We start from the raw sequence: 18,953 nt of genomic DNA, 5'->3' as shown, positions 1-18,953 counted from the left end.
TCGAACTATTGAGTTATCACAGTTATTCACTAATAAGCGCCCCTTCTTGCCGCAGTTTAAATTGATAAAATGACAGCCATTGCTGCTGATATATTTTCAACTTTGCAGAACGAACCGCGTCAGGAAAATATCGCTCAGCCACAGGAACAGTCGGGGGGACAACATTCGGACAGGCTATCAACAATGCTCCAAGGGAGACGGTTTCATCAAAAGCAATGGCCTCAATTGGACACTGGAGGATGTCAGCCTTCAACTGGAGCCAGTATGGGTTTTTCACCGCAGGGCCAATGACTTTTACTGTCCTGCCCGCCGGGATATTAAAGCACCCATGACAGTGTGCAAACTCCATCGCCAGGCCAATAAAGACACTCTCAAGCAGAGACTCCGGAGGAAGTGAATCCGTCAGCCCAAAAAGCAGGCCACGAGTGTGCCGATTTTTATTTGGCGAACCCGAGCCCCGCAAATGAGGAATAAATACCGGCACATGCTCGACAGACCAGGAAGGTTTGAGGTATTGCTCCATGGCTTTTTCCAGGCCTGTGCTTATTTCCTTATCAGTTAAACGAAAGGTTTTTTTCACCCATTCAAGCGCATAACCGCCGACAGGCAGAGAAGCGAAAAGCGTGAAAAATTCACCATCGGAGTAACAACCATTTGCCAGCTTATTCCTGCGAGCCTGCACATCAAGCGTTGGCTGTGTATTCAGCAGTAAAATACCCTCTGTCGTGCCGGTAGAATTCAGCACATCGCCCGGTTGCATCTGTAATGCGCGGGCACCGACCATATGATCGTGTCCAGCGAGTGTGACTTTTACCTCATGAGAGAAGCCCAATTCCTCTCTAAGCGTTGCCGTCATCCATCCGGCCACTTCACCTGGCTTTATCAACGGAGCCAGTACACCGAACGGTATGCCGAGAATCCCGGCAGCATTACGAGACCAGGTACGGCGAGCAATGTCCAGACACAACGTTCTACTGGCCAGGGATATTTCCGTCTTTTTCGCACCTGTCATTCGCCACAACAACACTTCTGGTGCATGTAACCAGCAGATATCTTTTCTTTCATGCAAGGAGTAGTTATCAAGTAACCATCTCATTTTAAATGCTGAGTAATTACTGTGAGGTGGCAATCCCGTTATAGAATACAGTTCTTCAGCCTCTGCCTTGCTTAATGACGAGAGATAAGATTCACCACGTCGATCATACCAGGCCAGCATCGGGGTAAGAATGACGCCCTCCTTATCCACAAAGACGCCAGACTCACCGAAACTCGCAATACTGATATTTTTTACCGGAAACGGTACTGAAGCCACCAGTTCAGCCATTACCAGTCGCAGTGCCTGCCACAGCGCTTCGATATCGAAATCTACCTCGCCTTTGTCCGACGATATTGTTGGCGTCGGAAACTTGCGGACTTCCAGAACTGACACGTCATGACAGGAATAACAGCTGACTTTGCAGTTAGTTGTGCCAATGTCAATGACAAGCGCTGCGTGGTAATCAGGCATAGACCGTTCCTTTTGTCAGGCGAAAAACACCATAAATAATCAGCGCAAGCACAGGAATCAGCCCGATAGCAATAATATTTCCGTTGAATATTTCAAGCAGCCAGAAACGGAAGGGGTTACCGCCATCAAGGAAGCTTGATACCTGACCACTTGACCCCTCAGCCATTTTGAAATTGACATCTTTAGCCATACCGGTAATAAATGGCGCAATTTTGGTCGCAATCCACAAGTCGGCGACAATAACAGGAATTGCGGTTATCACAGCCCGGAAAATATTGCCACGACATGCCAGTACAATCATGGAAGCCATGACTGCCAGGTTCGCAAGGTCTCCGAGTGGCAGGACTTTATTGCCAGGAAGAAGGAATGCAATAAAGACAGAGATAGGTGTCAGAATCAGTGCTGTAGATATAATGGCTGGGTTACCTACTGCTACCGCGATATCCAGTCCGATAAAGAGATCATCACGGCCAGGATATTTGGCATTCAAATATTTCTTAATGGCTTCAGACAGAGGTAATAAACCTTCCATCAAAATTCGTACCATACGCGGAAGAATGAACATGACACCGCCAATGCTGATCCCCAGCAACAGGATATGTTTAAAGTCATATCCGGCAATGATGCCCAACAAGACCCCCAGAATAGTACCCACCATCATAGGCTCGCCGAAGATTCCCATTTTTTTCTGAACGTTTTCCGGATCAATATGAATACGGTTAACGCCTGGGATCTTGTCGATAATTTTATCGAACAGCAATCCAATTGGAAAGAAGACGACAGATGACAGGGTCGGAAGTGAAATACCTTCCAGACCGAAGTACTTTGCCACTAATGGCGCAGACCAGTCCGCCAGTTTGAGAACCACGATCGCGGCAATAGCGGCTGCGGACAGACCCAAAACAAAACTCCCTGTGCTGTAGTAAACCAGCGTTCCAGCCAGGGCAAAGTGCCAGTAGTTCCACATGTCGACATCAACAGTACGTGTCTTATTCAGGGCCAGCATGGCGACATTAATCAGCATCGTCAGCGGAATGACAAAGGGTGCGATTGGTGAGCCCCAGGTAATTGCGGCCAATGGTGGCCAGCCTAAATCGACAACAGGAAGGCTAATACCAGTTCGCTCAACCATTGCCTGTGCAGCCGGGCCTACGTTGCTGGTAAGTATGTCAAAGATGGCATAAATTCCGACAAACCCTATTCCGACAATTAACGATGAGCGAAGTGCTTTAGCGGGTTTTACTTTGAAGAACAATGCCAGGAAAAAAAGGACCAGCGGCAATAAAACCGTTGGGCCAAACCCCAGGACATATTGCACAACGGTATAGAGAGTATGTGCTATATCATTCATATCCGACCTCTTATTCAGATGTGACCAGACCTCGCGTTAGCGCCTGGATAATTTATCTGTTTTTTATTTATGAAATCAGGCTTGGCCTTTAAGGATTGAAACTATTTTTTCAAGAACTTTATCTTCACCTACTCCGGTAATGATTGGCAGGCCACTAACAACCGGAATATCCAGTTCATAAGGAACTTTCGTTGTTGATACAACCAAAGCTGCACCATCGGTATTGTTTGGCAATGAGGCTACATTAGTTTGGGAATAATTAACATCAAGCCCATTGTCTTTACAATATTCCATTACTTTTTCTGCCACAGCCGTGGAAGTAGCAACACCCGTTGCGCAAACAAATAGTATCATTTTACTCATACTTCACCTCTTTCAGATATGCGTGTGTAAATTGACTGATAAATTTCATCATCATTCATGACCAGTAACTGCTGCATAAAATCCTCATCCTGGATCACATCCATAATCCAACCCAGTACGTTGAGCTGCTTATTGCTTTCACCTAAAGCAAGCATAAACACCACCCTGACAGGTACGGGATCTGGTTCCCCGCCCATATCTTCGAAATTGACGGGTTCTGCCAGTATTCCAACGCTAATGGCGTTTTGGCGAACATACCTGTGATCAGTATGTGGAATAGCGACACCTACAGGCTCAACCGGTAGACCCGTTGGAAAATTCTGTTCTCGCGTAATGACATGATCGGCAAAATCAGATACAACCATACCATCGTTAATTAACGGACTGGCAAGAGCCTTGATTATGTCATTCTGACTCACCTCTTTAGGGAGGTGTCGAACATAATGACGGCGAAAATGAATATCCTGCATAGATTCCTCTTTGCTAGTCAGGCATCCAGGCGCTGTAAAATAGTGCCAAGATAATATTTATTACCTTTTAACCAGACGTTACCAAAATCAATGGCCAATCCTCTAGAGAAAAATACCAACTGTTCCAAATGCAAAACAGGTGCGTCTTCACCAATATCAAGATAATGGCCTCGCTCATTACCAATTAATTTAGCTGCGTAACGGCTTTCAGAAAAACTTATTTTCTTATCAGATAATCTTTCTATTGCTGAAAATAAATTCTCCCTGGTAAAATCTACATCAATAATACCGGGGCAGAGATCAATGTTGATACGATTTTCAATCAACATGACTTTTTCATCGCCAATACAACGAAGGCGTTTAAGAAATAAAACATCTTGTCCCGGTTTGATACTCAGTTTCTCTGCTACAAAGCGGTTAGCGGGCTCCAGTCGGGAGGTTATAACACTGGTTGTGAAGTTTATCTTCTGGCTGGCTAAGGCTTCAGCAAAGGAGAGCAAACCTTCACCCAGTGGGTAAGCAACATTTTCCTTCTTTACGAAAGTTCCTTTACCCTGCACTTGCACAAGAACACCTTCCCGGACAAGTTGGTCAACCGCTTTTTTAACGGTACCGCGACTCACCTCCAGCATATCCATGATTTGAAACTCTGAAGGTATCCGGTCATCCTCAACCAATTCTCCGCTATAAATACTTTCCCTTATCCACTCCACAACCTGTTGATACAGTGGGATGTGTGAACTTTTACTCAATGTTTTCATGGTGCGCGCCTAAACATTTAGAGTTGTCTATAGACAATCATGTACAACTTCGAGTTTATGATAAGAAATTTTGAGACAGGAGGTATGGCAAGGAGTCACAGTTTTAGTGTTCAAAACAAGATCACATTTCCGTGATATATGTCACGGAAATGATGAGCTACAAGTCTCTGACGTTTTGGCGTCGTTAGCGGTTATTCGGTGCGTTACTTCTGTGGTTCACCCTTAGCAAATACGATGGCGGCTACGCTTTATTTGGCTAACGATGAATCGCGCCATCTGGCCGTTAATCGTGGCTCTCCGCCCTTGCCAGCCTCATTCATCTCGTCTTTTGTTAACGAGATAGTGAAGAGTATCAATGCAGCCAGTGGACACCCTCTTCCGGCTGAAAAAAGGCGTTATAGCGCAGTTGAAACGCGTTGATCTCCTGCATATCGGGTTCCATTTCGCGCAAAAAGCCCAGCGCCAGCCGTACCTGTGTGTCGGTGATCGGCGCGGCTAAACGCGCTTTTTGCAGCAAGCGATGCCACCGCTGCAAATTCTGATCGCCGCCATCGACAATCACCATTTGCCAGATCAGTAACACCTGAGCGGCATTTTGCAAATGCGACTCATCAGGGCGATGCAGATACTGTAAAAATTCACCGCCCGCCGTTTTACCCATCTGATCAATCATCGATTCTATCGGCACTACATCAATATTCAGCCGTTCGCTCAGGCGGCGAATCGCCCGGCGGGTATCCGATGTCAGTACCCGAAACCCCACAATAAACACCACCACAAACGTGGCCAGAATCAACCAAATCATGCGCACATCCGTCACCAAACAGGATGCCCATCATAACGGTAAATTTATAACTGTCGACGTTCTGGCCTGTCAGGATGTGATTTATTAACGCCTGTCTTCATTTACGCCAGACGCCGGATATCCTGTCTGACGAACGCAAGGCATAAAAAAGCCCGGCGTTAAGCCGGGCAAAACGTTACCAAATGCACACATTTAAGCGATATTGACTTGCTGAATTTTTTTCTCACGGCGGATCTTGCGCTCTTCCATCACGGCGACCATCGCCATCAGGCAGATACAGCCGATCGCGGCGGCGTCCAGCGCGGCGAAGGTGCCCGCCCAGCCGGTCAGACCAAAAACGGGGGTGCCGTCGGCAATCATGCCCAGACCCAGCTTGGCAAAGCTATCGCCGATAAGATAAGCGAAGGTTCCCTTGATACCGTCCGCAGCGCCGATGGCTTTTTTCGGTACGAAACCGACAGCCGCCACGCCAATTAACAGCTGCGGCCCAAACACCAGGAAACCGAGCGCGAACAGCGAGGCCAGATAGACATACTGGTTGCTGGCGTGCTGGTAGACGCCGAGGGTGGCGATGATTAACGCCAGCGCCACACAGGCTACCAGCGCACGACGACCGTTCGCCAGGTCAGAGAGCCAGCCCCACAGCAACGTACCGACCAGCGCGCCCACTTCAAACAAGGTAAAGCCCTGAATCGCCACCTCTTTAGAAAGTTTCAGTTCCTGGAAGGCGTAGACGGTTGACCACTGGTCGATACCAATACGCACCACATACAGGAAGATATTGGAGAAGCACAGCAGCCAGATCACTTTGTTTTTCAACACATATTCAACAAAGATCTGCCACTTGGTCATTTCATTTTCTTCAGTCTCTTTGTCCTCTTCGCTGATCTCTTCGCCGAACAGTTCTTCAGCTTTGCCCAGACCGTAAGATTCCGGGGAGTCGCTGCCAAAACGCAGACCGATAAAGCCAACAATCAGCGCGATAATCGACGGGAAGATAAACATGCCGATGACGTGACCGTCGAACAGGTAGTTGGCGCCGAACAGCGCCACGCCTGCCGCGCCCGCGCCGCCGAGGTTGTGGGAGATATTCCAGAAGCCGAGAAAGGTGCCGCGTTTACGACGCGGAGTCCATTTGGTGATGGTCGAGTAGCTGCACGATCCGCCGGTACTCTGGAAGAAACCGCTCAGGGCATAGAAAGCGATCATCAGAAACAGACTGGTTGACCCCGCGCCCATGCTGGCGCTGAAGCCGAGCATACAGATAGCGGAGAGGATCAACATAAACGGTAGAAACTGCTTGGTATTTTTACCGTCAGCGTAGTAGGAAACCAGCGTTTTCCCCACGCCATAGGTGATCGAGAAGCCCAGGCCAATCATCCCCAGCTCGGTCATGCTCAACCCGTAGGTAGAGATCATGTCGTTCTGCGCGATGTTAAAGTTTTTGCGGATCAGGTACATGGTCAGGTAGCCGATAAAAACCACCAGATAGGACTGCATGAACGGCTTGAACCACATTTTACGCCGCACATCGAGCGGCAGATCCAGGGTCGGCTTGCGCACCTGGTTTAAGAAGGCCAGCATGGATTACTCCTGAGCTAATTTTTATACCTGCGAATGGCAGGCATTGTAAAAATCCACAGGAAAAGTGGCCTGCGACAGCGTCCAGGCAAAACCGGGAAAATTTCTTAGTTTTGCCCCATTCAGCGCAAAAAGGTGAGGTGCATCACGCTTCGCTGGTCTCGCGCGGGGCCTGAGCGTTCAGAAATGGCAACAGCAATAGCGCGGAGATCCCCGCCGCGATGGCGATGACCGCAAAAAAACCGGTCCAGTGCCAGATCTCCAGCACTTTCGCTAACGGCCAGCCGGAAAGCGACGCGCCGAGATAGGCGAACAGGCCGACAAAGCCGGTGGCCGCGCCCGCCGCCTCTTTATGCGAGCACTCCGCCGCCGCCATGCCAATGAGCATCTGCGGGCCGAAGACAAAGAAACCGGTGGTGAAGAAACAGGCCGCCTGCATGACGTAGCTGGCGAACGGCATCAGCCACAGCGAACCCACAGAGAGCAAAATCCCGGCAGCGAAGATTAAATTCATCGGTCCGCGGTTACCGTTGAAGAGTTTGTCCGAGCCCCAGCCCGCCACCAGCGCGCCGATAAATCCCCCCAGCTCAAACATCGATACTGCCGTGTTGGCCGTGACCAAATCCACGCCCAGCGTCTCGGACATATACAGGTTGCCCCAGTCGTTGATCGCCGCGCGCACCACGTACACTAAGACATAACACAACGAAAGCAGCCAGATATAGGGATTCAACAGCACATATTTAGCGAGGATTTCTTTGCGACTTAGCCCCGCGCCCTCTTGCTGTTGGGCGACCTCCAGCGCATCGTGCCGCCAGTCGCCTACCGGCGGTAAACCAATCGCCTGCGGACGGTCGCGCAGCCGCCAGCAGAGGACCATGCCCACCCCGATGGCAAGCAATCCGGCCACCATCATCCCGACGCGCCAGCCATAATGCAGGGCGACAGCGGCCATAACGAGAGGGATCAGCGCCCCGCCGACATTGTGCGCGGTGTTCCATAACGCCCACCAGCCGCCGCGCTCGGTACGCGAGTACCAGGCGGTCAGCAAACGGGCGCAAACCGGCGATCCAAACCCCTGGAAAAAGGCGTTCAGCGCCCATAGCAGAGCAAAGGCCCACAGCGAGGTCGAGAAGCCGAACAGAATATTCACTACGCCGGTCGCAATCAGCCCGATGCCCATAAAATAGCGAGCGTTAGAGCGATCGCTAACGATGCCGGAGACAAATTTCGACACCCCGTAGGTGATGTAAAACAGCGTCGCCAGCAGGCCGATATCGCTGCGGGTCAGAATGCCGCTGGCAAGGATTTCCGGCGCGGCGGCGTTAAAGCTTTTACGGGTGAAATAGAACAGCGCGTAACCCAACCAAATGGTGATCAGGATATGCCGCCGCCAGTAGCGATAGCGGGCGTCAACCTCGTGCTTATCGGTGATGAGCGGCGCGTTGGCCGGGGCTTTTAAAAACGAAAGCATTATCCTTCCTTAAACGTAACGCTGGGGCAACGAGACGCTCACCCGCGTACCGTGGGTACAAGAGATGGTTAGCGTCCCGCCGAGCGCCGACACGCGTTCGCGCATTCCGGTCAGGCCGAAGCCCTGCTGCTGAGAGCCCGGCGGCAGGCCGCTGCCGTCATCCTCAATCACCAGCATCAGCCGCTCATCCTGCTGCCAGCCCTGGAGCGTCACCGCGCTGGCATTGGCATGTTTTACGATGTTATTCAGCCCTTCCTGACAGACGCGAAACAGCGTCACGCGCTGACTTTCACTCAGCGCCGTTTCGTCAATTCGCCAGTCGAGGTGACTGACAATACCGCGGCTTTCCAGCTCCATTTCGCGCAGCAGCGAACGGATGGCCTGCGCCAGCGTTAAGTCGTCTAGCTGGCGCGGGCGCAAGCGCCCCAGCAGGCGACGCACGGCGTCATACACGCCCAGCGAAAGCTGCTCGATAAGTTGCCCGCTCTGCTTCACGCCGCCGTTATCCGCCGCCAGTCGTTGCACAATGCCCGCCTGGGTACGAATCGCGGTGATGGTCTGTCCGATGTCATCGTGCAGCTCACGCGCAACATCGCGCCGCACGCTCTCTTCGGTCTCCAGAAGACGCTCCGCCAGCCGATGGTTGCGCGCCAGCTCCTTTTGCAACGACTGGTTCAGCTCGCGCAGGCGCTGAATGCCCGCGCCAAGCAGTAGCCCGGTCAGGCTTTGCGCCAACAGCGAAAGTAATAAATCGACGGGATGATCGTGCCAGGTCTGGCTGGCGATCAGCGCGATAGCGTTCATCAGTGTGGCAATGAGCGCGCCCTGCCAGCCATAATGCCAGGCGAGCGCGATAATCGGCAACGCCAGGCAGAACGGCGTGAAGCGCGAAAGTTCAGCAGGTAAACCCAGTTGCAGCCACAGACTGACGATAAATAGCAGCAGATACCAGATCAGATGCCGCCCGCGCCAGTTTACCGGCTGCGATACCAGCGATGGTCCCAGCGGCAGCCAGGTAGTGCTGGTGAGATAGTGCCAGAAAACCAGGCAGATGGGGGCCAGCGTCAGACCACCCGTGAGGGTCAGCAGTAGCGCGTTCCATGCCGCTTCCCCCTGCCCCAGCCAGGGCAGGGATTGCAGTAGCGCCGCGGCGGTGAGGGCCGCGCCCTGAAGCAATAACGTGCGCCAGTCGCGCTGATGGCGGTAACGCGAAGTCAGCGCCACGGGCAGTAGCGTCAACACACTACCGATCATCAAAAGCAGCAGATGGGCCAGCGCAACTTCCTGCGCTAACCAGTACACCAGCAGCCACTCCGCGCCCAGCAATACTGGCCAGTATCCACGCGGGCATTGCAGCATAAGTCCCAGGCGCAGGCCGAAGGGAAAGAGTAGCGCCGCCAGCTCCGGGCGCTCTACCAGATGCAGGCTGATACTCCACAGGCAGAACCACGCGGCGGAGAAAATAAAAAAGCAGGCAACAACGGTGATTAAACGGGAAAAAAAGGTGTTCATTACCAACCATCAAACATGCGATGCGCCAGTTCAACGTCATTGCTGACGCCTAATTTTTCCAGCAGATTCGCGCGATGGACATGCACCGTTTTTGGCGACAGCCCCAGCTCGGCGGCAATCTCTTTTACCGCCATACCCTGGGCGAGTTTTTCCGCCACCTGACGCTCGCGTTTGGTCAGCGGATCTTGCCGACCCGCCGCCAGTTTCACGGCAATATCGGGGGTCAAATAGCAGCCGCCCGTCGCCACCGTATGCACCGCGGCGATCAGCTCATCCGGACTACAGCGTTTAGAGAGAAAACCGCGCGCGCCGGCGTTCAACGCCTGTTCCACCAGCGCCGGGCTATCGTGAACCGAGAGCATGATCGTCGCCATCCCTTTTGGCAGTTGGCTTAGCAGCTCCAGTCCGGAAATATCCGGCATCGAGATATCGCAGATACACACCTGTACGCCGCGCCCCGGTAAGCCTGCCAACGCTTCGCGCCCGGAACCAAACTCGGCGACCACCTGCAAATCAGGTTCCAGCCCCAGTAGCTGTGCAAAGCCGGAGCGGACGATAAGGTGGTCGTCGATAAGGGCAACGGTGATCATGGGTTCTGTCCTGATGGATAAAAAAAACGCGCTTACCTTAACGATAAGCGCGCGGCTGTTCAAGCCTTGAGCGGTCAGACAATGCCTGTCGTGACGGTGAACGTCCGGGTTTGCTGCGGTTCCAGTTGAAGCAAGGTTCCATTTCGCTGCGCCGCGAGAAAACCTTCAGGCCGACAGGTCGCGGGCAGGGCAAAGGCGGCTACCTGCTGATCGCCGTTATAAAGAATCCAGCGGGTCACGTAATTTAGCTCCGCGCTGGCGAAACGTGTCACGAACGTGGTGCCATCCGGGGTGATCATACTGAATTCCGGGGTATCCGTGTACCTGTCCAGTTCATCGGCGAAGAACACGATTTCCGGGTCGTAAAAGCCAGGCTCGTTGAGCGTTACCAGTGAGGCTTCACCCTGCAAAAGTCGTTGATTAAACGCCAGCCACTGCGCCGTGGGTTTGACATGCGCCGGCACCGACTCGCGTAGCTTCAGCGCGGTATCCGGGATATTCTGACGGAACGTGGCGTTCGGCACATAGGCATAGTTCATGTGGCACATGTACTGTAGCGGCATGGCGACTGAAGCCAGGTTAGTCACTGTCATCTGAATATCAAACAGCGCGCTTGCTTTACGCATTACCACCGCAGGTTGCGCCTGATAATGATGACCGAACCCCATCACATACTCGTAGCGCCCGGTCACGCGCAGACTGTCGCCCTCTAACTCCAGCCAGGCGTCGTCCATGGCAGCGCAGGGCATCTCGCCGTGCAGCGGATGTGTATCTTCCGGCGACGGGCAGCCATTCGCCAATAGTCCGGAATGGAAAGCAAAGCAACCATACGTTGCCACCACTTCCGCAGCCGGCTTCGGCTGGCGGAACATGTTGCGCATAGTCAGATCATGACCGTCAAACTGCGCGTCCCAAATCATCTGCCCCATCCAGGGCAGAATCACCAGATGACCGCGGCTGTTTTGTATTTTCAGTCCTTCCACGCCGCTGGCGTAACGAAACGCCGTAACCGTAAAATCATCATTTTCCAGCAAGATACGCGGCTGCTCGCTAAAAAGCTCCCGCCATAATGTAATACGTGTTGTCATGGTTGATCTCCTCAGGACGCGGCGACTTCAGCCAGGTTGCCGCGCACTTTGCTTTCGCGCCAGAAGTAAACGCCAACGTAAACAAAGCACAGCATGGAAACCAGGAATGAGAGCTGTAGCGAGTGGAACATGTCCGCCACATAACCCTGAATCGCAGGAACCACCGCCGCGCCGACAATCGCCATCACGATGACCGCCCCCGCCATTTCGGTATGTTCGTTATCGACGGTATCGAGCGTTCCGGCATAAATGGTCGCCCAGCAGGGGCCAAACAGAACACTGACCAGCACCGCCACGTATACCGCGCTAAAGCTGGGCGCCAGCGCCACATAGGCCAGGAACAGCGCGCCGATCACAGAGTAAAGGATCAGGACTTTTTCCGGGTTAAAGCGTGTCATCAGAATGTTGGCGATAAACTTGCCGATAAAAAAGCAGGCGAAGCTGTAGACCATAAAGGTTGAGGCATCGCGCTCATTGATATCGCCTAACTCCAGCGCCAGACGGATAGTGAACGACCAGACCGCCACCTGCATTCCCACATACAGGAACTGCGCCACAATACCGCGACGGAAACGGGCGTTGCTGGCGAGATAGCGTAACGTATCCAGTGCCGAGGGGCGTTTATGACTCGCGGTTTGCGCGACTTTACAGGTCGGGAAACGCGTCAGCAGGAACAGTACCATCACCACTACCAGGACCATAATCATGTACTTATAGGGTTCCAGAGTGTTTTCCAGCATCAGCACCTTGAAGTTGTGGACTTGCTCGGCATTCATGCCCGCCATCTGTTTTTCCAGGCTTTCCCCTTCGGAAAAGACCAGATACTTACCCAATAAAATGCCTGCCGCCGCGCCGATCGGATAAAAGGTCTGGCTGATATTCAGCCGCAGCGTGGCGTAGGCTTTCGGCCCGATCATCGAACTGTAGGTATTCGCCGCCGTTTCCAGGAAACTCAGGCCAATCGCAATGGCGAAAATCGCCGCGAGGAACATGGTGTAGGTCGCCATGTGCGACGCCGGGAAAAAGAGCGTACAGCCGACAATGTATAGCGTCAGGCCGATAAGTATCGCCACTTTATAACTGGTTTTTTTAATGACCAGCGAGGCCGGAATAGCAATTAAAAAATAACCGCCATAAAAGGCGCTTTGTACTAATGCCGAAGCAAAGTTGCTCAGCGAAAATACACTTTTAAATTGCGTAATCAGAATATCATTTAACGCGGCTGCGCATCCCCATAATGGGAATAAACAGGATAACAAAATAAACTGGAACAGAGGTGTCTTATTCAGATACCCGTCGGGCATCTGAACGATGTTTTTATCGTTCATAGTGCTACCTTTAACAGTGCAGGGTGATTGTTATTCGTTCAACGAAAGATACTCATTAAATTGCTCAATGCTTGGATAAGAGGATTGGGTGCCTTTCCCGGTGACGCTGAAAGCGGCAAAGAGGACGGCTTTTTTCATGGCGGCTTCCACATCCCCGCTCTGGACGTAGTAATGCGCGAAACAGCCGATAAAGGCATCGCCCGCGCCGCTGGTATCGACAGCGTTCACTCTAAACGCCGGAACATGGACTTCCTGGTCACGCGTCATCCACAGCGCGCCTTTCTCACCCATGGTGACGATAATATTGTTCAGCCCTTTATCCACCAGCGAACGTGCCGCTGCGCGAATATGGTCATAGGTATCCACTGGCATACCGGTTAATATTTCCAGCTCGGTTTCATTGGGTACAAAGAAATCGCATTTACAGGCATAAGACATATCTAATTCCCGTAATGCTGGCGCAGGGTTTAATAACACTTCAATCCCATGTTTCTTGCCAAATTCTATTGCGTGATAAACCGTTTCAAGCTGAACTTCCAGTTGCAGAACAATAAGCTGGCATTTTTTTAAATCTTCCGCCGCGCGATCGATATCTTCCGGCGAGAGAAACTTGTTAGCGCCTTTGATGATCAGAATGCTGTTGCTGGAGTTGGCGTTGACGAAAATCGGCGCTACGCCGCTGCTGGTACACGGTACTTTTTCTACATACGTCGTATTGATCCCCCAGGATTCGAGATTACGAATGGTGTTGTCGGCAAAAATATCGTCGCCCACTTTGGTCAACATCAATACTTTTGAATTGAGCTTAGCGGCCGCCACGGCCTGGTTCGCCCCTTTCCCGCCGCAGCCGATTTTAAACGCCGGCGCTTCCAGAGTTTCCCCTTCTTTGGGCATCTGGTTGGTGTAGGTGATAAGGTCCACCATGTTAGAGCCAATAACCGCGATATCCATTTTACTCCCTCTCAGAAATCGTCACACGACAATGATATTAAAATAACATTATCATGTTACTTCCGTATCATTTGTGACTATGATCGCGATTAGAGGATCATTTTGCCATTTACTTCGTGAACAATCCCTGGCGGAACATACGCGCATTAAATCATTTTTAGGGTTACAATTTACTGAAAATTAACTATTTATTGTTATAAAACGCGAATAAACCCACTTTTATTTCCTGACGGCCGGACGTATAGTAGTGCCACACTGTAATGTTCTCAGAAACACATAAATGTTACTGATGGAACATAACAACATGATTTGCGGAGAGGGTGAATGGAGACCAAGCAAAAAGAACGTATCCGACGCTTGATGGAGTTACTGAAAAAGACCGATCGAATCCATCTGAAAGACGCCGCGCGGATGCTGGAAGTTTCGGTGATGACCATTCGCCGCGATCTCAGCCAGGATGATGACCCTTTACCGCTGACGCTGCTCGGCGGCTATATCGTCATGGTAAATAAGCCTGCGTCTTCAACCAATATGCCGCTGCCGGCGAAAAAGACGCATCATAGGGACGACCTTCCCGTTGCGATCCTGGCCGCCGGCCTGGTGCGTGAAAACGATTTGGTTTTTTTTGATAACGGTCCGGAAATGCCATTAGTTATCAGCATGATACCGGATGATATTACCTTTACCGGGATTTGCTACTCGCATCGGGTATTTATCGCGCTGAATGAAAAGCCTAATGCCACGGCGATTTTGTGCGGCGGCACCTATCGGGCCAAGAGCGATGCCTTTTATGATGCCAATAATCCTTCGGCGCTGGATTCGCTCAATCCGCGCAAAGTGTTTATTTCCGCCAGCGGCGTACATGAACATTTTGGCGTGAGCTGGTTTAACCCGGATGATCTTGCCGCCAAACGTAAAGCGATGGAGCGCGGTCTGCGCAAAATTTTGCTGGCGCGTCACGCCCTGTTTGATGAGGTCGCGCCTGCCAGCATTGGTCCGCTTTCTGCCTTTGATGTCCTGATTAGCGATCGCCCATTACCGACAGATTATGCCGCTCACTGTCGGAATGGTTCCGTCAAAGTCATCACGCCTGATTCGGAAAGTGAATAACTTACTCAAAAAAGACGGCAATTTTATTGAACATGGTGGGATCGGACTGGTTTCGTACCACCTTCGCCACGTCTTCCAGTTTATCGATCTGACTGATCATCTGTTCAAGCCGCTGATCGTCATTGACCAGAAGCCAGATGCGGCTCTGATCGCTGCCCTGAATCGGTAAACAGAGAATACCCTCAACGTTGAAAGCGCGTCGGGCGAACAGCCCGCAGACGTGGGTCATCACGCCAGGATGGTTGCGAACGGTCAGCTCCAGAATAACGTTATCATGTGATTGTTTCTGCATGGCTTATTCCCCCACCATCTCTGTATTTGCCGCGCCCGGCGGCACCATCGGATACACTTTTTCTTCTGCATCAATGCGCACATGGATCAACGCCGGTCCAGGACGACGAATGATAGCCTGCAACGCCGCCTGCGGATCGGCTTCGTTATTCAAATCACAGGTATCCAGACCAAACCCGGCGGCAATCTGCATAAAGTTGATGCTTCCCGGATAGGTTGCCGCAAAAACGCCCTGTTTATAGAACAGACTCTGTTGCTGATGTACCAGTCCCAGCGCGTCGTTATTCATCAGGATAATTTTCACATCCAACTGGTTTTCACTGGCGGTAGCCATCTCCTGAATATTCATCATCAAACTACCGTCGCCGGAAAAACACAGCACCTTGTTGCCCGGATTCGCCAGCGCCGCGCCAATCGCCGCGGGCAGACCAAACCCCATGGTGCCCAGCCCGCCGGAAGTCAGCCACTGACGCGGACGGTTGAGCGGATAAGCCTGCGCGGTCCACATCTGATGCTGACCTACGTCAGTGGTAATAATCGCGTTGTCGTCCACACAGGCGGCGACCGCATTAATCAGCCCATAGTGACTAAGCGGGTTATTTTCCTGGGGAATACTGCAAGGGAATTCTTGCTGCAAGTCCGCCACCAACTGATGCCATGCTTCCCGCGGCTGTGCCTCGATATGGGGAATTAACTGTGCCAGTACATCATCGACATCCGCCTGAATAGCCACATGCGGCTGCTTAATTTTGCCTAACTCGGCGCGATCGATATCCACATGGATGATTTTGGCGTTCGGACAAAACTGCTCCGTTTTGCCAATCGCCCGGTCATCAAAACGCGCGCCCAGGACAATCAGTAAATCGGCCTCTTGCAGAATAAAATTGGTACTGCGCGCGCCGTGCATCCCCAGCATTCCTAACGACAGCGGATGCGCCTTAGGCAGCATTCCCAGCGCCATTAAGGTCATTGTCGTCGGCAGTTGCGCTTTTTCCGCCAGTTCGCGCACGCGTGTCGGCGCATTGATCACGCCGCCGCCCAGATACAGCACCGGACGCTTCGCCGCGTTAATCATTGCGGCGGCCTCGCGGATACTCTCCGCGCTAAACTCCGGCGGGGGTGATTTTTCCGCCGGCGACGGCAACGCATCCAGCTCAATTGTCGCCGTCTGCACATCTTTAGGAACGTCTATCCACACCGGGCCGGGACGTCCCGACTGCGCCAGACGAAAAGCATCGCTCATCACCTGAGGCAGCTCGTTGATATTTCTGACCAGATAGTTGTGCTTGGTGATGGGGATAGAGATACCGTAGGTATCCACTTCCTGAAACGCGTCAGTACCGATCATGGACGCCGGAACCTGCCCGGTAATGCAGATTAACGGAATGGAATCCAGGCGCGCATCGGCAATAGCCGTGACCAGATTGGTCGCGCCCGGTCCGCTACAGGCCATACAAACAGCAGGTTTACCCTCCGTTCGCGCCATCCCCTGCGCAATAAACCCCGCGCCTTGTTCATGGCGCGCCAGAATATGACGGATTTGCGTGCTTTGGCTTAACGCGTCGTAAACGGGGAGGATCGAACCGCCGGGAATGCCGGTGACGATACGAATCCCCTGGCGCTCCAGAAAATGAACAATAAATTCCGCGCCCGTAAAGCGCTGAGGTGTAGATGTTGTGCCCGAACTTGCCATGCTCCATTCCTTTTATTCTGAGCCGACGTTCCGGGAAGGTGTCTTAAACAAAAAACCCCGCCCGGTTTGCGCCGGCGGGGTTTTGGAATCGTGTGTGTTCCGGACCCTACGGCGCATTGCCGACGACCACCACCACACGCACGACGACCACTGCGCGAGATGGCGCAGTTGTTAGTAGGGTCGCGTTCAGCATGGAAGGGTTCATTAGGGGCCTTGTCTGTTTGTTATTAACACGTTTTATACAAGCACAGCGCTTTCAGCATGACAACGGAAAAGTTTTCATCTGCACAAAAATGCGTCAGCGATCACATTTTTCTACGAATTTACACGCTTTGAGTATAGGCGTGATAAGCGTAGCGCCCTCCGGTAATCGCCGGGATTGATGATCACGCATTTCACAATGCCGGAAAACAAAAAACCTCGCCGAAGCGAGGTTCTTACAGCGTAATGCGGGTGGTAGCCGCGAAGCACACTGTGTTATGTCAACAGCAGAAGTATACGCGTTCTGTGCAGAACGCGCAATTTCGGCGCGAATTTTGATGAATTTGAGTATGGATCAGAAGCTCCGTTCTGTCTATAAATTACTGTTCATTTATACAGTACTTAACTATAATGTCTTTGACACAATGTGTTATGCGGGGGCCGCATCGTAAACCGGCGCAACGAAGTCCTGGCTGAAACGGGTGGTGCCGTCAGCGCCTTAACCCCCTCGTGAGCACACTGTGTTATGTCAACACGCACACTATTCCTCGCAAAAGGGATCGCGTGCGCAACAGCTGGCAACAGGCAGCGGAAAGGTACGTCGGCTGGCAGTGCTCCTTAACCACAGGAGACGCGTATGAGCGTAGTGGATATCACCATTCTTATCCTGAAACTCATTGTTGCAGCACTGCAACTGCTTGATGCTGTTCTGAAATACCTTAAGTAATTCAGATTCAAGCCGCACCGAAGGGGAGCGGGCAACCGCTCCCCTTTCACCTTATCCGCTGGTCTTTCGCTTCCCGGGTATGTTACGTTTTTATGACACCCTCAACGACGCCTGACGCTATGACCCTTTCCGTTTTCTGCATTTTGCTGTTCGCCGCGCTGCTACATGCCAGCTGGAACGCCATTGTCAAAGCGGGAAACGATAAGCTCTACGCCGCGATCGGCGTCAGCGGTTCCGCGGCGGTCATGGCATTGATCCTTTTGCCCTTCTCGCCGCAGCCAGCTCACGCCAGTATCCCTTTTTTAGCGGCCTCTACCGCGCTCCAGGTGGTGTATACCGTCCTGGTGGCGAAAACCTATCAGGTCTCGGACATGAGCCAGACCTATCCTCTTATGCGCGGCACCGCGCCGCTGCTGGTGGCGCTCATTAGCGTTCTGTTTCTTGGCGACAGCCTGTCGTCGATGGCCTGGGTCGGCATCGCAGTGATCTGCATGGCGATACTTGGGATGGCCTGTAATGGCCGCGCCAGCTCTCAACGTGGTGTCGTGCTGGCATTAACTAACGCTTGTTTTATTGCCGGATATACGCTGGTGGACGGGACCGGCGTAAGACTCTCCGAAACGGCGCTGGGCTATACGCTATGGTCATTTTTTCTCAACGGCGCCTGCCTGTTAACCTGGGCGATGATTGCGCGGCGGCGGGAAGCGTCGCGTTATCTGGCGCAACAGTGGAAAAAAGGCATTTTTGGCGGGATTGGCACTATGGGATCTTATGGGCTGGCGCTATGGGCCATGACCCAGGCGCCGCTGGCGGTGGTCGCCGCGCTGCGTGAGACGTCGATTTTATTCGGCGCGCTGATAGCCTGGCTGTTGCTTAAAGAGAAAGTGGCCGGGCTACGTCTGGTGGCGGCGGGCGGGATTGCCCTCGGGGCGATTTTACTCCGTCTGTCATGATCGCCCAATAACAGCCGCAGACGTAACACATTCTCGGCAACATTTGTTGCCGCTTTTGTTTACATATCCTGCCGTTCCTTCCCCTGCCATTACTGGTCGCTGTCTGGCCTTCTTTTTCTGGTGTGATAGATTCCTCTCGCATTTATGGGAATGCGCAGCAAGTTATTCTTATTTTTTCTTTTTTTGAAAAGTAATCA

At 52.3% G+C, this 18,953-nt stretch carries 19 protein-coding genes and 1 pseudogene; 4 read left to right on the top strand and 16 right to left on the bottom strand.

Going from position 1 to position 18,953, the window contains the following annotated elements:
* Nucleotides 1-22: 22 nt before the first annotated feature.
* From QEN32_RS00285 to rbsK, 13 genes are all read right to left on the bottom strand, one after another.
* A complete protein-coding gene (locus tag QEN32_RS00285; RefSeq protein WP_114051277.1) occupies nt 23-1,507 on the bottom strand; it encodes an FGGY-family carbohydrate kinase in 1,485 nt (494 codons plus the stop codon).
* Nucleotides 1,500-2,858: a PTS galactitol transporter subunit IIC gene (locus QEN32_RS00280; protein ID WP_000997824.1), complete on the bottom strand. Its 1,359-nt coding sequence runs from the start codon at nt 2,856-2,858 to the stop codon at nt 1,500-1,502. Before QEN32_RS00280 ends, QEN32_RS00285 begins: the two co-directional genes overlap by 8 nt.
* 75 nt (nt 2,859-2,933) lie before the next feature.
* Nucleotides 2,934-3,221 carry a PTS sugar transporter subunit IIB gene (locus QEN32_RS00275; RefSeq protein ID WP_000041396.1) on the bottom strand — a complete coding sequence of 96 codons (288 nt, stop codon included), beginning with the start codon at nt 3,219-3,221 and terminating at the stop codon, nt 2,934-2,936.
* Entirely contained in the window at nt 3,218-3,691 is a 474-nt protein-coding gene (locus QEN32_RS00270) for a PTS sugar transporter subunit IIA (RefSeq protein ID WP_001152237.1), read from the bottom strand. The genes QEN32_RS00275 and QEN32_RS00270 overlap by 4 nt, the downstream gene beginning before the upstream one ends.
* 17 nt (nt 3,692-3,708) lie before the next feature.
* The gene (locus tag QEN32_RS00265) at nt 3,709-4,452 is read right to left on the bottom strand and encodes a GntR family transcriptional regulator (protein WP_000854956.1); all 744 of its coding nucleotides are present in this window, start codon (nt 4,450-4,452) and stop codon (nt 3,709-3,711) included.
* A gap of 352 nt (nt 4,453-4,804) precedes the next feature.
* Nucleotides 4,805-5,257, bottom strand: coding sequence for a DUF1198 domain-containing protein (locus tag QEN32_RS00260; RefSeq protein WP_001519640.1), 453 nt, complete (start codon nt 5,255-5,257; stop codon nt 4,805-4,807).
* 192 nt (nt 5,258-5,449) lie between these two features.
* Entirely contained in the window at nt 5,450-6,841 is a 1,392-nt protein-coding gene (uhpT, locus tag QEN32_RS00255) for a hexose-6-phosphate:phosphate antiporter (protein ID WP_000879181.1), read from the bottom strand.
* Between the two features lie 142 nt (nt 6,842-6,983).
* On the bottom strand, nt 6,984-8,312 hold the full coding sequence (locus QEN32_RS00250) for an MFS transporter (RefSeq protein WP_000948174.1): 1,329 nt from the start codon (nt 8,310-8,312) through the stop codon (nt 6,984-6,986).
* 9 nt (nt 8,313-8,321) lie between these two features.
* Nucleotides 8,322-9,824: a signal transduction histidine-protein kinase/phosphatase UhpB gene (gene uhpB, locus QEN32_RS00245; protein ID WP_265322182.1), complete on the bottom strand. Its 1,503-nt coding sequence runs from the start codon at nt 9,822-9,824 to the stop codon at nt 8,322-8,324.
* Nucleotides 9,824-10,414 carry a transcriptional regulator UhpA gene (uhpA, locus tag QEN32_RS00240; RefSeq protein ID WP_000633672.1) on the bottom strand — a complete coding sequence of 197 codons (591 nt, stop codon included), beginning with the start codon at nt 10,412-10,414 and terminating at the stop codon, nt 9,824-9,826. The genes uhpB and uhpA overlap by 1 nt, the downstream gene beginning before the upstream one ends.
* Before the next feature lie 74 nt (nt 10,415-10,488).
* Nucleotides 10,489-11,502, bottom strand: a complete 1,014-nt coding sequence (locus QEN32_RS00235; protein ID WP_265322181.1) for an aldose 1-epimerase family protein — start codon at nt 11,500-11,502, stop codon at nt 10,489-10,491.
* Nucleotides 11,503-11,513: 11 nt separating this feature from the next.
* Complete coding sequence (fucP, locus tag QEN32_RS00230; RefSeq protein ID WP_000998359.1) at nt 11,514-12,830, bottom strand: L-fucose:H+ symporter permease; 1,317 nt, start codon at nt 12,828-12,830, stop codon at nt 11,514-11,516.
* Nucleotides 12,831-12,860: 30 nt separating this feature from the next.
* Nucleotides 12,861-13,781 carry a ribokinase gene (rbsK, locus tag QEN32_RS00225; protein ID WP_000350272.1) on the bottom strand — a complete coding sequence of 307 codons (921 nt, stop codon included), beginning with the start codon at nt 13,779-13,781 and terminating at the stop codon, nt 12,861-12,863.
* 324 nt (nt 13,782-14,105) lie between these two features.
* Here rbsK and QEN32_RS00220 point away from each other — a divergent pair, with 324 nt between their 5' ends.
* Nucleotides 14,106-14,891, top strand: a complete 786-nt coding sequence (locus QEN32_RS00220; RefSeq protein ID WP_000448637.1) for a DeoR family transcriptional regulator — start codon at nt 14,106-14,108, stop codon at nt 14,889-14,891.
* A gap of 1 nt (nt 14,892) precedes the next feature.
* On the opposite strand, the gene ilvN is transcribed toward QEN32_RS00220, so the two are convergent.
* The 3 genes from ilvN to ivbL form a co-directional block, all read right to left on the bottom strand.
* Nucleotides 14,893-15,183 (bottom strand): acetolactate synthase small subunit, encoded by a 291-nt coding sequence (gene ilvN, locus QEN32_RS00215; RefSeq protein ID WP_001171826.1) that lies wholly within the window; start codon nt 15,181-15,183, stop codon nt 14,893-14,895.
* Nucleotides 15,184-15,186: 3 nt separating this feature from the next.
* Nucleotides 15,187-16,875 carry an acetolactate synthase large subunit gene (gene ilvB, locus QEN32_RS00210; RefSeq protein ID WP_000168439.1) on the bottom strand — a complete coding sequence of 563 codons (1,689 nt, stop codon included), beginning with the start codon at nt 16,873-16,875 and terminating at the stop codon, nt 15,187-15,189.
* 106 nt (nt 16,876-16,981) lie between these two features.
* Nucleotides 16,982-17,080 carry an ilvB operon leader peptide IvbL gene (ivbL, locus tag QEN32_RS00205; RefSeq protein WP_001541152.1) on the bottom strand — a complete coding sequence of 33 codons (99 nt, stop codon included), beginning with the start codon at nt 17,078-17,080 and terminating at the stop codon, nt 16,982-16,984.
* Between the two features lie 522 nt (nt 17,081-17,602).
* Between ivbL and QEN32_RS00200 the strand changes: the two are divergent.
* The 3 genes and pseudogenes from QEN32_RS00200 to QEN32_RS00190 all read left to right on the top strand — a co-directional run bounded on the left by QEN32_RS00200 (nt 17,603) and on the right by QEN32_RS00190 (nt 18,756).
* A pseudogene (locus QEN32_RS00200) lies at nt 17,603-17,717 on the top strand (hypothetical protein).
* Entirely contained in the window at nt 17,714-17,803 is a 90-nt protein-coding gene (gene tisB / locus QEN32_RS00195) for a type I toxin-antitoxin system toxin TisB (RefSeq protein ID WP_000117642.1), read from the top strand. The pseudogene QEN32_RS00200 and the gene tisB overlap by 4 nt, the downstream one beginning before the upstream one ends.
* Before the next feature lie 92 nt (nt 17,804-17,895).
* On the top strand, nt 17,896-18,756 hold the full coding sequence (locus tag QEN32_RS00190; RefSeq protein ID WP_001531658.1) for a DMT family transporter: 861 nt from the start codon (nt 17,896-17,898) through the stop codon (nt 18,754-18,756).
* Nucleotides 18,757-18,953 lie beyond the last annotated feature (197 nt).

The sequence above is a fragment of the Salmonella sp. SA14318 genome (assembly GCF_029866905.1).
Lineage (GTDB): Bacteria > Pseudomonadota > Gammaproteobacteria > Enterobacterales > Enterobacteriaceae > Salmonella > Salmonella enterica.
The sequence above is the reverse complement of the archived record's forward strand: the minus strand, read 5'-3'. Positions and strand labels throughout refer to the sequence as shown.